The organism is Natrinema salaciae (assembly GCF_900110865.1).
Lineage (GTDB): Archaea > Halobacteriota > Halobacteria > Halobacteriales > Natrialbaceae > Natrinema > Natrinema salaciae.
The window spans coordinates 270,901-284,073 of record NZ_FOFD01000007.1; the positions used below are offsets into that span (position 1 = coordinate 270,901).

Here is a 13,173-nt window from a genome sequence, read left to right on the forward strand (position 1 = left end):
TTGATGTGGTGCGTATAAAGTATTTAGGTACGCTGAAAACTGAGTGTTGACCTCAGCGTGAAGGAGGGAGTTGAAGCGGTTTCTGACGAGTGCTGTTACTGAAGACTCGCCGGCCCAAGGTCGCGGGCTGACGGCCAGCCCGTGACCGGAGCGTACGCATCGGGACGCCGATACGTTCGTCTCGATCTTCCACCGCCGCGCTACCTCTGCTTCTAGCTCGTGGCGAATCCAGCCACAGAACGTCTGGAATGTGAACTGTTCGGGCAGGTCGCGCCCACCCTTTCGCGGTCGGACGACGGCTGTAAACGGATGCTGAACACATCCAGACGCAGACTTTCTCATGATCAACTCGTCGATACGATTCAGCTGATTACGTCGGTTGGGAAGTACCAGTCTTAGCAGTCACAATGCTGTGAAGATACGATTTCTGAATCAGTCCCGATTTTAATGCCACATCCTTCATTAGTCAAACTGATATAGACCGCAGTCACCGTCGCGAGGACGGCCGCCGCTGCCATCACAATCGGCGCCAATGCAGTTGCTGCAAAATAGCCGGCGATCGCAGTAGCGATAGTGAAGGTGCCGGCAGTTAACACGCTTCCCCACTGAATACTATCAGTGGCGTCGTCATCAAGATAGGCCACGTCGCCGCTAATCTCTGATTTCCCATCACAGTGGCTTTGGGCCTGGAACCGACGTCTTCGATTGTTGTCACTCTTAAAAAATCGACTACGCCCTTTTTCGGTTAGATCAACGTCAAGTTCGCCGGCACTCTCTTTTATTTTCCAGTATCCTTTTTCTACACCTTCATTCATTTGTTTAGCAATTTTTTGGGCAGTGAATGTGAGCGAGTTCCCGTTTGCAGAGATCTCAACTTTTTCCTTCCCAGATGTCCGACGTTTCGCTTTTTCCTTCCCGAGTGCGTTCACCTGACCTTTCACTTTTGCCTTACCGTTGGCGACCGTGATCGAATCTGTGAGTTTTTCGAACTTGTTGGCTTTCTGATTGCCAATCGCTTTCTTGTCCTTTGCCGCAGCGGCGGAGCCAGCCATGAGACTGCCACCAATAAGACCGCTAGTTGATTTGAGAACACTACGCCTATTGATATCATTATAGCCTTCTTTCATGACTCAGTCAACATTTTATCTCTTACTGTATATAAAATTTATCTTTCTCCCACTGGAGCGTATCATGGAAAGCCTCCCGTGGGAGGCCGCAGGGTTTGGAAACTGTGTCCAGCAGTACCAACGCCCTGCAAGACGTAGCATCGGTAGACGACTTCTTGGATGCGGCGGCTACCGAGACAGTACCGCTGTTTGATCATCTTGCGTTCGAGTTTCTGCTGGAGTACGACGTGTTCGCCCCCGCTCGCCGGGGGCGAACACGAGTGCGTCAGTCACCAGATCTCTTTCGTGGCTTTCTGCACTGCTACTACGAGGATGTCTACGGTACGCGCCCAGTTACAGGAGAACTTCAGAACGGCCTTGTCTGGTATTACTGCGGACTCGACAAACCGCCATCTAGAGACAGGATTGGTCGCTTTCTCACCGACCTCGAACACATTGTTGACGCTGTCTTCGACAGGCTCGTCGGGCAGGCTACTGAACTCGTTGAAGATATTGACGAATTCGGTATAGATGATCAGGAAGTCATAGATTCCGCACTTGGTATTGACTAACGATATCGGCTTTCAACACAAGTCCGATATTGAAGTCCGATTACTGGTGTGTTTGCGATTGTCTGTATCATTTCAGGATTAAACTCATTTCGAGCGCTGTCGAGATTCTCCTTCGACTCAAGCAGATGAGTGAGCGCAGCGTCGATCACGACAGACATTGGAGGGTCGTCGTACTCGTCTTCGGCGATGATCGCGCTCGCACGGTCGAGTTTTCGTTGCCGTTCGTCAGTGAGCTTCAGGCTGGTTCGTTTAGCCATGGTTTAAGCGAAGGTATGTACGGGGGGTCGATTCGCGTCGCTCGCAGGTGAGCGACTGGGCGGTTCTTTATGAATGGGGGCGAGGAGTTCAGCGTGATCACGGCGGGGGCCAGCCGGATCGGCCCCGATTCTATGCACCCCGCGAGCCCATCGCCCACGGCAGGGTGCATACATCAAGGCCTCTGTATACATTCGCGAGCAACCCCAGGGGGTCAGTCTCAAGGACCCGGTTTCAGTGGATTCTCTCATTCGTCGGTATCAAACTCGATTAGCTTCAGCGTCCACTCTCCTTCGCCCTCGTAGTTGACATGGGCATGATAGTCTCCGTCGAGTTGCCCGTCCTTGTCGAGTATCTCCTCGAGGACGAGGTCGTCTTTCGGGATGGTTACACCAGTCGACCCGCCACCGACTTCCTGCAGTTTTCGAATCGCCATATCCGGCGGGCAACTCGTTACCTATTATACTTAATGACTAGCCAAATAGCTGAGATATTAGACGGGTGGGGTTGACGATCGGCCGTATGGCACTTAGCCTCCCACAGAACGCTGTGCCGAGCGCGGTACGGCGTGAAGACGGAGTTGACCTGATTGACAGCGTGCTCGCGCCGCTGTTCGTGCTCGCGACGTTCTCCGTCGCGGCGGTCGGCACGTTCAGTCTGAACGAGCCGTTCAACACGGGCTTTGCCGGGGTTCTCTACTCGTCGCACGGCACCGAGATCACCTACGGCTTCGTCGTCTCGATCGTCACGGTCGTCACGGCCTGGGTGACGAACGGCCAGACGACCATCGACGATTACACCGACATGGAGACGGTCGTCCTGCTGCTGATGTTCATCCTAAACATCCTCTCGGCGCTCGTGCCGGCCGTCGCCGTCACTCTCGAGTCGACGTGGCCGCTGGGCTGGTTCATGGTGTTTCTGAACGGAGCCGGCTTCTACCTCATCGCCTACAAGTAGGTGGTTCGGGATATGAACGACCACTCGTCGTCGACGAAACGAATCGGGATTCTACTACTGCTCGCTGCGGTCGTGACCGCGGGACTCGCAGGAATTAGCGGTGCACAGACTGGCAAGTACAGTACGAACGAGACGGTTAAGCTCACCAACGACACCGAGCCGATCACCGTCTCGGTCGACTGGAACGAATCGATCACGGACCCCGCGAATACCTCCGCGGCGGTCGTGTTCTACAACGAAACCGAGTACGCGGCTGATCCCGCGAACGCGACAGTCGCCCTTGAGGGCGTCATACCGTCTGATCCGGGCAACACGACCGAGGCCGAGTTCAACCAAACGGACTCTCTAGAGTTGGGTAACGAGTACCGAGTGACCGTCACCGGACCCGCGACTGTCGACACCGCATCGATCGATGACAGTTCTGGCTTCCTTGGCGGCGTGATCGGCAGCGGAGGCGGCCTCGAAGGCAACGGGATGCTCGTCGGCATCGGGGTGATCAGCCTTGCGGTGATCGGGGCGGCTGTGTACACGATGCGGGACTAACGAGGTGAGACCCATGAATTTAGGAATTTTCGACAGTACGAACGCTGAGTTGTACAGGGACGCGGCGATCGCTTCGGGGGTGCTCTAATGGCAGCCCAAAGCCCACAGCCCACCGAGTTAGACGCGGCCGGCTCGAGCATGACTCGGCGCGGGCTGTTCAAGCGCGCGGCGATCGCAGGCGGGACGATGGTCTCGGCTCCGGCGGCCGTCGACCAGTTCGCTCCGCGATACTCGCCAATCGGGCGTGCTGCTGCGTTCCCCCATCTGTTGGTAGCTGTCGCTGCGGTCGCTGCTGCTAGCTACATCGCTGGTCGCTACGATGGTAGTGACGTTGATGGCGTCGAAGAAGCCCTGGAGTTCGAGGATCACCTCGAGATCTACAACGAGGCGCGCGAAATCTACGAGGTGAGCGACGAGCAGCTTCTGGCGTCGCTTGAGCGCGACGGTCGCAACCTGCAGGATGCCGCTCGCGAGGCGGCTATTATGTCCATGTATGAGGTCGTTGCAACCGGCGGAACTCGGGAAGATGCCCGGAATGCAGCGGAGGATGCTATTGCGGAGAGGTTCGCGATTCCCCAGGAGTCGATCGCAACCCGTGTTAATTCGATTTCGGAGGAGATCATCCAGCCTGCGATCGATTTGAATGTGCTGTACACTCGGAACCCGTACACCGGCAAAACGTACGACAATCCCGAGACGCACGGTGATCTCGAAGAGAGAGAGGTGGAACTACATGATGGGTCGACTGTGCCGGTCATGTACAAAAACGAGACTGGTGGTACCACTGACGGTGAAATTGAGTGGGACGTGTTCAATACTCCTGGTACCGATAACTATGAGGGAAACTCGTATGACTTCGTCATCGTCGGGATCGAAGAGCCGGACCCAGCCGCCTACGACGGCGTGAACGCGGAGGACTACGATCTTGACCACTTGAGTGGTAGGCAGCCGATCGCGAATGCTGATGAGTACGCTGACGTGCTCGCCGAGATCGAGGACGGCTACACCACGGTCATGAACGAGATTGAGGCTCTGCTTGAGACGCATTACGACGGTATTGAGGCTGGTGATTTGTCTGTGACTGATATGTTGTCTACTGGTGCCATGCTCGATACGGTCGCCGAGGCTGATAGCTGGCAAGAGGCAGCGCTGTATTTCAGGTCGCTCGGGTTGTCTGAAGCCGTCGAACCGGCACGTGTCTCGTTCGACGTGTCCGCCGCTGACACTGTAGACGGCGGTGACGGCAACACGACGGACAACACTACTGCCAACAACACCACCGACTCCGGTAGTGAACTTGCTGGTGACGGGACGACGTCGTTCGACGGCAAACTCGGTTGGTCGATCACTGGCGATGTGGCCGATACCGAGCTTCCTGTCGGCACTGAGATTGACCCGTCTGTCTACCCTGGTAGCATCTACATGGCACTGGAGTATGAGGACGCTGATGGCAACACGATCGGTGACGTTGTCGAACTCACTGGGCCGTTCACGATTGAAGGAATCAACAGCGGTGGTAGTGTTCTGCAGTTCGACTCGAGAGCGGTTGTCACTGGTGACACGAGTCCGAGCGAAGCTCGGGACATCTTCCGAGAGAATCGAGAGAGTGAGAAACAGGCTCGCGAACAGACGATCGAGGTAGTTATCGATGAGAGCGGAGGCGGCGGCCCGCTGTTCCCCGACGGATTCGGACTCGAGGGGGGCGGTCAGTGGCTCGGACTCAGTATCATCGGTGTCGTCGTTCTGGCCGTCGTCGGGTTCGTGACCGACCTCATTCCGGGGGTGGGGAACTGACCGATGAGACGGGTTTGCATTTTCGCCACCGTCGTGGCAGTGGCGCTCGCGATGGGCATGGGCGTTGGGCCAGTCGCCGCGCAGGACGGCAACGTCACCAACGAAACGGTCGCACAGGCCCCGGACGACTCAGTGCAGACGATCGACAATCAGACGAGGGTTATCGATTGGAGTTACTCACCGGGCCGGTTCTCCCTCGAGATCGAGGCCGACGAACCGACTACGATCTCGCTCACCGAGGCCGGTGCCTTCGAGGAGGGAACGACGAGCTTCAACTACGCCGAACGTGAGCTCGAGCAGGGCACCCAGACAGTCACCTTCGTCGTCGCCGATCGGGACGGGGCCGCCGTCGCGATCTCCACCCGACAGTCCCTCGAGCAGGGAACCGGCGCGATCGTCTCGACCGGGACGACCGAGTCGAACCCGTTCCGTCACTTCGGCGGTGAAACGGGGCTGTTCTCCGGTGTCGTCATGACCGTCGGATGTGCAGCACTCGGAGCCTGGTACGTCGTTCACTCCGAAGAAACCGGGGTGATCGAGGCATGAACCCGAAAACACTGTATCTCCACTGGGACGACGCCGTACAGGATCTGAACGGCCGACTCTACGAGTCAATCGCGAAAGCGAACGACGAGCGATACCGACTCCTGGAGTCAGAACTGTGGGACGAAGTGCGAGACGCACAGCAGCGTCGAAACAGCTACCTCGCGGCGTGTATCGTCCTCAGAAACCGAGGTGGTGAGGCATGAGCGACACGAGCGGGACGTTCGCGAACTGGAAGGATCGGATCACCTACATCGTCGCCGAGGCCCAGCTACTCGTCTTCGCCGTGCTGTTCTCGGTCGGCATCGCGATCCTCTGGATTCGGCCGTCGGTTCCCGGTATCCCGCCGATCGTTTTCGGCTGGTTCGCCGCGGCGATCCTCCTGGGACCGCCGCTGATCGCGATCTTCGTTACCGGCGCTCGAAAGCTCCGAAACCGACGAATGGAAACCGTCTACCACATCAACGGTGTCGACGACACACGGCGGAAACTCTACGTCGCGCCTGAAGTCTGGAAGGAGAAGACCGTCGAGGGGCCATCCCCGTACCACTGCAACGACGGCGACGCCTTCGAAGTCCGCGAGTTCACCTATCACGAGGACACCGACCAACTCGTCGTCCGAGGCTGCTATTTCAGCCAACTCGCGGACTCCAAACTTGTCACGATCAAGGCCATGCTCGAGGACGTCCACGGCGATCTCGTCGACGCCTTCCTCGAGTACAACCGACTCCGTGGACGGATCTCGAAGATGGGTCTCGAGATCCAGCGCGACGTGATCAACGAGGAAGCCGAGGCCGACGAGCGAGGGCTGATGAATCCACGGACAGCTGTCAAGGATCGCTTCGAAGCGGCGAAAGACGATGCCGAGGCTCGAGACGTAGACGAGATCAAGGACATCACCCAGTACGTCGACGACTATACCGATGATCACGGTCCGCGGACACCCGTCGAGGCGGACGAATCGAGAGCGAACCAGCCAGCTACCGACGGAGGAACTGACCGATGAGCGACGAACAGGACAACTACACGGTCGGCGGTTTCCGAGAGTACCAGGACGACAACCACGGGCGCGCTCCCGACGAAGTCCTCCCGCACTCAGGATTCGTCCGCGATGAACAGATCGACCGGCAGATGACCGTCCGTGCGCTCCACCACGATCCCGACCGGTGGGAGGGAAAAGCAGCAGCGACGTACATGGACGTACAGAAGAACCGTGATATCCTCCGCGGCGAGGGAAGCCACACCGCCCGTGACGCCCTCGAGAACGGGGACACGCTCACGCTGAAACACTATATCGGCGACCCGAGCCAACAGGCCGACCTCTCGGGTATCAAAGCGATCACTCGCCTCCAGGAGATCGTCGCCGGGCCCGCGCCCGTGATCGTCGTGCTCGGCGAAATGGGTGCTGGCAAAACGAACCTCGCGTGCCTCCTCCTACAGCTGCGCGATCGCTGGGTCGACGGCAATCTCCTCGTCGGATCGAATATCCGCACGCTTGAGCGCAACGACGACTGGGTCCGTGACGACGGCACCGTCGAAGACGGCTGGATTCCCAATTTCCCGCTGCTTGAGGAGTGGGTCGGCCAGGACGGCGATCCGGTCGAAAACTCACAACGACCGAAAGCGTTCGTCGGTGACGAGTTCTCGACGAACGCCTCTGGCGCGGGCGAAGACGGCCAGAAGGTCCGGAAATTGATGGGGCCGCTCGTGTTCAAGATCCGGAAGTACAACGGGATGCTGATCTACATCGGTCACGACGAATCGTCGATTCACCCGATGCTCTGGCGCGTCGGCACCATCATCAAGAAGCCCGACCGCAACCAGAAGGGGAAGGCGATCGTCGCAGATCGGATCTCCGGCGGGAAACTGCAGGACGTAGACCCGCGGCCGTTCACGGGTATTCCGCCCGCTGACTTCGAACCCCACACGAACGACGAGGCCGACTGGTCCTGGTCGGCTCCCTCGAGCGAGGACGACGGCCCGGCGATCGCGGAAGATGAAGTGAAACGGGTCGCCGCCTGGACGATGGAAGAGTGTCGTCAACAGGGAATGTCTGCCCGCGAAACCGCTGAATTCGTCCCGTACAGTCATGCTACCGTCTCGAACTGGTGGAACGACATCGATGAGGGCGGCGAGAAGCGAGACTGGGTTGACACCGTCGAGCGGGTGATTGCATGACTGCGTCGGGGTGGAAAGCTGTAAAGCGTAACCTGCCCCCCCTTAGAGAGAGGCCCACCGCCCACGGCCCACCGCGCACGCTCCCGATCGGGAGCAAAGCGAACGATGGGCGCACCTCGAGGCCAGCGGAGGAATATATATAACAGCGCGCGATGCGCGTGGTCCGTGTGAATCGCTCGAAGCGAGCGAACCACTTCGGGACCGCTGTCGAGAAACGGATGGCCGAAAAGCGTCGCTTCGAACTCAAGCGGGCCAGCTGGCGTGACGCAAGATTCGGGAACGGCACACCCGTCGAAATCAAGTCGACGATGCACGAACACGCGGACGGCCAGCCCGGCAACTGGAAGGTCTACCGCGAGTATCACGAGAAACTCCGGCGGCACGACGGCTGGTACTGTTTCGTCGTTTACCGGCCACATGGGTCCTCCGGTTGCACGATCCTCCGCGATAAGATGGTCAACTCGAGCGATCTCCCGCTACTCCGGTGGCACGGCGGCGGCGATCATCGTGGAACCGAACAGGCGAAAATTTCGATCGACTCGATTTTCGACTCCGGATAATAAAGAATGGTTCTGGATCTCATACATGATCCACTGAATCGCGAAGTATAGGTGAAGCACGTATCGTTCAGTACAGCGGATATATTCAGCACGATAGCTGGCACGAACGACGTGGACAGTAGATCCCCCTACAGGTCGTAGAGTTTAGAATATTTTCTAGTCGTATAGTCTATGAAATCATCTGCGGAGAGAGACTCACCGGTTACCCGCCGGATAAGCGTCGGAGTCGTGTATCGTCGTCCATGTCGATGGATATGTTCCTGGGTCCACTCTAGAATGCGGTCAATTTCGTCGTCTCTGATCAGATCTCCGATGTCTCCCAGTTCTCGTTCGAGAGCGGCAGTGAACTGTGCTGCCAGTGCGTTACCGAGTGTATACGTTGGGAAGTAACCGATATTTCCCTGTACCCAATGGATGTCCTGTAAACAGCCCTTGGCCACCGTGTCAGGACGAACGCCGAAGTATTCCTCCGTTTTCTCGTTCCACACCGCTGGCACTTCCTCAACGTTGATGTTCCCATTGATCAGGTCGCGTTCAATCTCGAAGCGGAGTAACACGTGGATCTGCCCAGTGAGTTCGTCGGCCTCAACCCAGACCGGATTTCGCTCTCTCACGTAGTTCACGCTCTCATAGGCTTCTTGCGCCGGTGCATCTATATCCGGGAACCGCTCCTTGAGGGTTGGCAAAAAGGTGTCCCAGAATGTCCGGTGAGCGAACACTCGGTTCTCCCATAATGCTGCCTGAGATTCGTGGACCAAGGTGCCTCGGTCCTGTCCTAGCGGGGTTCCATATTTCTCTTCGGGGAGTCCTTGCGCATAGAGACCGTGACCGGCCTCGTGAGCAGTTGTATAGAGCGTCTGGTAGAGGCTTCGATCAGTCCACGTGCAGACTCGGGCATCAGATGGGAACCCGAACGTCCCAGGCTGATCGAACGTGTCAAGACGTCCACGATCCCAATCGAAGCCTATCAGGTCCAATAAGTCACGCCCCGCCGCAAACTGCTCTTTTTCATCGTAGTCGCCGTGAACGGCGTTCGTGTTGAGGCTGACGTCTGATCGATGAATCTCCTCCAGAAGGGGAAGTAGTTCGTTCTTCACCCCAAGAATCGTCCGTTCGACCGTATCGAAGTCAAGTTGGGGCACGAACTCACCGACCAGCGTTTCGTAGGGATCTGTGTCTGGATCGACCGCGATTGCGTAGTCACGTTTCTTTTCGACGATCTTTCTCAGATACGGGGCGAATACGCTGAAATCATCCGTATTTTTGGCTTCGTTCCATGCAGGATGTGCTTCAGACGTTAGCTCAGAGAGGTCTTCCTTGATCGATGTCGGTACGCCGGTTGCCTGCTCATACTCACGTCGAATCTCCCGAACGTTCGCAGCCTCTGCATCAGTCAGTTGATCCTCGTCGACAGTGTCGAGCAGTTCCTCGATCTCGGAGTCCGTGATCTGTTTTTGGGCGAGCGTTTCGAGAGTTGCCCGTTGTTGGCTTCGTACAGCACGACCTCCCTCTGGCATCGTCACATACTCGTCCCACAGGAGAACTCCGTTTGCATCATGAATGGAGACAAATCTTCGATAACGGTCGATGAGCATCTCGTATGCTTCCTTATTGGAATCTGTCACAACAACACAGATGAGCGTCCCTCGTATGAGTTGCCGGATAAAGGATGAATTATCCGGAAATTATGGCTAATAAATACTTCTTCAGAGTCAGCCATCTTTTTCTCGTGGGTTTTCCTTGTTCGCTGCGTTCACTGCGGGACCGCTTCGTGAAAACACGTCTGGAAAGGCTAGTTCCCCGTTCACGACGGCTACAGATCGAAAAGAATCTCGTGCGGCATTCGCAGTCTTACCGAGCGGCTGTTTCAGTCATGTGGATTTCGAATACATAGCAGAGTCAATTAGTGGTGACACCGACTTCAGTCTCAACATCGAACGTGACTGCTCGAGTTGAGAGCGTCTCGGCGATCTCCCGGCGCTGCTCGAGGGTGAGATCATCACGCTCGAGGACGCGTCGCGCTGCCGAGACGAGCTGGTCGATGTCCGAGCAGGCGAACGCGACGGCGTTCGATCGGTTGCAGTCGTAGAACGTTGCGGCCTTCTGGATAGCATCGTATCGCCATTCGTTACCTTCGTCGGTCCGGATTCGAACTGATCCGGGCGTCTCATTTTGAGACATGGCCGTGAACACAACCCGCTATTCCTAGTTTTTTCGGTTCACTTGAGCGAGTCCAGTTTATAAAGAGAGGGTCAGCCCCCGACGTGATCGACGTGACGGCTGGGGCGATCTCAAGGAAAATCGATCGAATATGAACACGGGTGTACTCGACTCGTGTTCATATTCGGGAAATTGATCTTCGCGACGTACAACCCCGAGCAGTCGATCGGAAAGACACTTCACTGTCTTCTATTCACTCAGAGATAGCTGAACACCGCGAAATGTTCACAACAATGCCCAATGCAGAAGTGTCACTGAACAGGGTTCCTTTTCCTGTGAAATTCATACCAATTTCCATTATATTGAATGTATTTCGGATACGTAGATCTAAACCGGCTACTATTGCGCCTTTCCTCTTCCTTCAACACTCCAATCAACTCTTCAAATTTCTCAACGGTGGTGCGAATATCTTCTGTTTCTGTTCCAGTTACACACTCTCTGAACTCTCCGTTTATTGCCTCTTCTACTAATAATCTTACATCTTCATCCAGGTCGGTGAGCCGAGTCCAATATTTATAACTATCTTGGAACTCAGTATCAAACCCACCTCTATCTTCTGCAATTATATTTGCAGAATACTGTATTTCCTTAGTTAGTTGAGATGAGTCACCTCTCAGATCCAATTTATAGTATATCTCTGATTCTTGTTTGGTTAGAGACATATCATACGGGAATCCGATATAAAGGCCCTGGTTGCTATTGGCCATCACCGAATTTTCTCTCTTCTCTGGATCAGAATAACCGGCGTAGCAGTCGTTTCGCACCGTGACAAATTCCTCATAGAACCGCCATTGATCATGAGCAGGGAGATCGGAAAACGAATATGTGTATTCATCTTCAGCGGAAGTATTCGTGTACTGGACGGTATAGCTTGGAGCAGTTATACGCTCCTTATTCTTCAATATTTTTTTAAATTTATATACTTTTTCTCCATCTCGAAAATACGGTAGTATTTCAAGAGGTGCTATCTCTGACATCTCAATCGTTTTCGTTTCTCCATTGACTAACTGACGAATTAAATTCGGTACAGGCGGTATGGATTTATCAGGGGACCAATCATATAGACCATCTATTGCTACTGGCACATCCTCATATATGTCGATCGGGTTTAATCTGTATATCATCTCGTCGTAGCAAGAATATCTCTGGCCCTGTTCGGGATTCCTGTTCTCGGTATCGGTGTCCCTGTCCTTAGAATCGGAAGTACATCCTGCAAGACCAACTGATCCCATGGCAACTGTAGCAAGAAGTCCCCGTCTTTTCATAACCCTTTCTGATATAGCTCTTGATAAGTGCTTTTGGATTCTGAACAATAGGTTCAGTCAAATTTAACGCGAATAGATGGCAGGTGCGATGATAATAGGTTCACCTGTACTTGCCGCTCAGCTATTATCTAATTCCGTCCCTCCTAAGCGGACTTGGCAATACTCGTTATCAAGGATCCGTCCCTCCAATCGGTAGAGAAGCACCGCTGTACTGTCTCGAATCGGCCGGTCTGGGTTTTCGCTAGCGCGGCGCGCGCTCTGCGCGCCGCGCAATTGCCCCGCCCCCTTAGGGGCACCTACCGTAGGGGTACCCGGCAACCCCGACACCCGAGCCAACCGCTGAAGCGGCCAAAATCGGCATCACTCACTGCTACTTCGCCGGTTCTATTGTCTCCTCGAGTCGGTGAAACTGGCCCAGATCTCGCCGACTGTTGCCGTTAACACCTTGGTGGAAGTGATACTCCGCTCGAAAAGGGAGTGTACTGAGCGAGACTGTGACTTACGCTGATAGGAAGTCGAGAAACAAAGGAAAGAACGCGCGTGCTGCAGCTATTCGGCGACGCAAACCGGACCGACGACGGCCTACTGCAGCGGTGGCGGCAGCTCGTCGACGCGGACTCTCACGTCGCGATCGTCGATCCGCCCGCGATCGCGGAGCGAGGCAAGGTCATGGATCGACGCGCTCAGTCGCTCGAGGTACTCGAAGCCGATCTCGGTCTCGGTGTGCGTGCTCTCGTCGGGTTCCTCGTCGTCCACGTCCGTCTGCCCGTCGTCGGCCTCCTGCTGTTCCTCACGACGCTCACGGCGTCCATCAGCCCGTTCGTCCATGTCTTCCGGCGTATCCTCCGGGCGGACTTCGCGGAGGATCTCGCGGGCCCGCTCGAGGACGACGCGGGAGACGAAGAACACCATCACCGGGTTGCCCTCGCAAGAGACAACGCCAGTTTCGGCGAGTCGGCGAACGTGGTACCGCACCGTCGATCTCGCGAGCCCCGTCCGCTCGACGAGGGTATCGTAGTTCGCTCCATCGTGTTCTGCGATCACCCGGAGGATGTCGTAGACGGCCGTGGTCGACTCCTTCAGCGCCTCCCGATAGATGTCCGTCGCGAGATCCTCGTACCGCTGCCGGAGCATGTTACGGCGGCCTGTCGGCCGCTCGAACTCCCACGGCGCGGACTCC

At 56.1% G+C, this 13,173-nt stretch carries 15 protein-coding genes and 2 pseudogenes; 9 read left to right on the top strand and 8 right to left on the bottom strand.

Annotated features, from left to right (window positions below):
- Window positions 1-144: 144 nt before the first annotated feature.
- Together BMX07_RS23985 and BMX07_RS23990 are read right to left on the bottom strand one after the other, a co-directional pair.
- Window positions 145-306, bottom strand: a pseudogene (locus tag BMX07_RS23985) (ISH3 family transposase); the annotation flags it as partial.
- Between the two features lie 89 nt (window positions 307-395).
- Window positions 396-1,127 carry a hypothetical protein gene (locus BMX07_RS23990; protein ID WP_139210980.1) on the bottom strand — a complete coding sequence of 244 codons (732 nt, stop codon included), beginning with the start codon at window positions 1,125-1,127 and terminating at the stop codon, window positions 396-398.
- A 104-nt stretch (window positions 1,128-1,231) separates the two neighbouring features.
- Here BMX07_RS23990 and BMX07_RS21280 point away from each other — a divergent pair.
- A pseudogene (locus BMX07_RS21280) lies at window positions 1,232-1,600 on the top strand (IS5/IS1182 family transposase); the annotation flags it as partial.
- Window positions 1,601-1,674: 74 nt separating this feature from the next.
- On the opposite strand, the gene BMX07_RS21285 reads toward BMX07_RS21280, so the two are convergent.
- Together BMX07_RS21285 and BMX07_RS21290 are read right to left on the bottom strand one after the other, a co-directional pair.
- Window positions 1,675-1,935, bottom strand: coding sequence for a DUF7386 family protein (locus tag BMX07_RS21285; protein WP_090622091.1), 261 nt, complete (start codon window positions 1,933-1,935; stop codon window positions 1,675-1,677).
- A gap of 245 nt (window positions 1,936-2,180) precedes the next feature.
- Window positions 2,181-2,369, bottom strand: coding sequence for a DUF8053 family protein (locus BMX07_RS21290; RefSeq protein ID WP_090622093.1), 189 nt, complete (start codon window positions 2,367-2,369; stop codon window positions 2,181-2,183).
- 86 nt (window positions 2,370-2,455) lie between these two features.
- Here BMX07_RS21290 and BMX07_RS21295 point away from each other — a divergent pair, with 86 nt between their 5' ends.
- The 8 genes from BMX07_RS21295 (at window position 2,456) to BMX07_RS21330 (ending at window position 8,508) form a co-directional block, all read left to right on the top strand.
- A complete protein-coding gene (locus tag BMX07_RS21295) occupies window positions 2,456-2,890 on the top strand; it encodes a DUF8023 family protein (protein ID WP_090622096.1) in 435 nt (144 codons plus the stop codon).
- Window positions 2,891-2,902: 12 nt separating this feature from the next.
- Window positions 2,903-3,433 carry a hypothetical protein gene (locus BMX07_RS21300; protein WP_090622160.1) on the top strand — a complete coding sequence of 177 codons (531 nt, stop codon included), beginning with the start codon at window positions 2,903-2,905 and terminating at the stop codon, window positions 3,431-3,433.
- An 87-nt stretch (window positions 3,434-3,520) separates the two neighbouring features.
- The gene (locus tag BMX07_RS21305) at window positions 3,521-5,227 is read left to right on the top strand and encodes an Env/VP5 family phage fusion protein (RefSeq protein ID WP_090622099.1); all 1,707 of its coding nucleotides are present in this window, start codon (window positions 3,521-3,523) and stop codon (window positions 5,225-5,227) included.
- A 3-nt stretch (window positions 5,228-5,230) separates the two neighbouring features.
- Window positions 5,231-5,773, top strand: coding sequence for a DUF8063 family protein (locus tag BMX07_RS21310; protein ID WP_090622102.1), 543 nt, complete (start codon window positions 5,231-5,233; stop codon window positions 5,771-5,773).
- Entirely contained in the window at window positions 5,770-5,976 is a 207-nt protein-coding gene (locus BMX07_RS21315; RefSeq protein ID WP_090622105.1) for a hypothetical protein, read from the top strand. Before BMX07_RS21310 ends, BMX07_RS21315 begins: the two co-directional genes overlap by 4 nt.
- On the top strand, window positions 5,973-6,776 hold the full coding sequence (locus BMX07_RS21320; RefSeq protein WP_090622107.1) for a hypothetical protein: 804 nt from the start codon (window positions 5,973-5,975) through the stop codon (window positions 6,774-6,776). Before BMX07_RS21315 ends, BMX07_RS21320 begins: the two co-directional genes overlap by 4 nt.
- The gene (locus BMX07_RS21325; protein ID WP_090622109.1) at window positions 6,773-7,948 is read left to right on the top strand and encodes a hypothetical protein; all 1,176 of its coding nucleotides are present in this window, start codon (window positions 6,773-6,775) and stop codon (window positions 7,946-7,948) included. Before BMX07_RS21320 ends, BMX07_RS21325 begins: the two co-directional genes overlap by 4 nt.
- 167 nt (window positions 7,949-8,115) lie before the next feature.
- On the top strand, window positions 8,116-8,508 hold the full coding sequence (locus tag BMX07_RS21330) for a PD-(D/E)XK family putative nuclease (protein ID WP_090622163.1): 393 nt from the start codon (window positions 8,116-8,118) through the stop codon (window positions 8,506-8,508).
- A 128-nt stretch (window positions 8,509-8,636) separates the two neighbouring features.
- Here the strand turns inward: BMX07_RS21330 and BMX07_RS21335 are convergent, their stop codons facing one another.
- From BMX07_RS21335 to BMX07_RS21345, 4 genes are all read right to left on the bottom strand, one after another.
- Complete coding sequence (locus tag BMX07_RS21335) at window positions 8,637-10,133, bottom strand: carboxypeptidase M32 (protein ID WP_245742186.1); 1,497 nt, start codon at window positions 10,131-10,133, stop codon at window positions 8,637-8,639.
- 274 nt (window positions 10,134-10,407) lie between these two features.
- Entirely contained in the window at window positions 10,408-10,689 is a 282-nt protein-coding gene (locus tag BMX07_RS21340; RefSeq protein WP_090622115.1) for a DUF7692 domain-containing protein, read from the bottom strand.
- 290 nt (window positions 10,690-10,979) lie between these two features.
- A complete protein-coding gene (locus BMX07_RS23995; protein WP_139210981.1) occupies window positions 10,980-11,960 on the bottom strand; it encodes a hypothetical protein in 981 nt (326 codons plus the stop codon).
- A 615-nt stretch (window positions 11,961-12,575) separates the two neighbouring features.
- On the bottom strand, window positions 12,576-13,173 hold a 598-nt coding region (locus BMX07_RS21345; RefSeq protein ID WP_139210982.1), incomplete at its 5' end, for a winged helix-turn-helix domain-containing protein.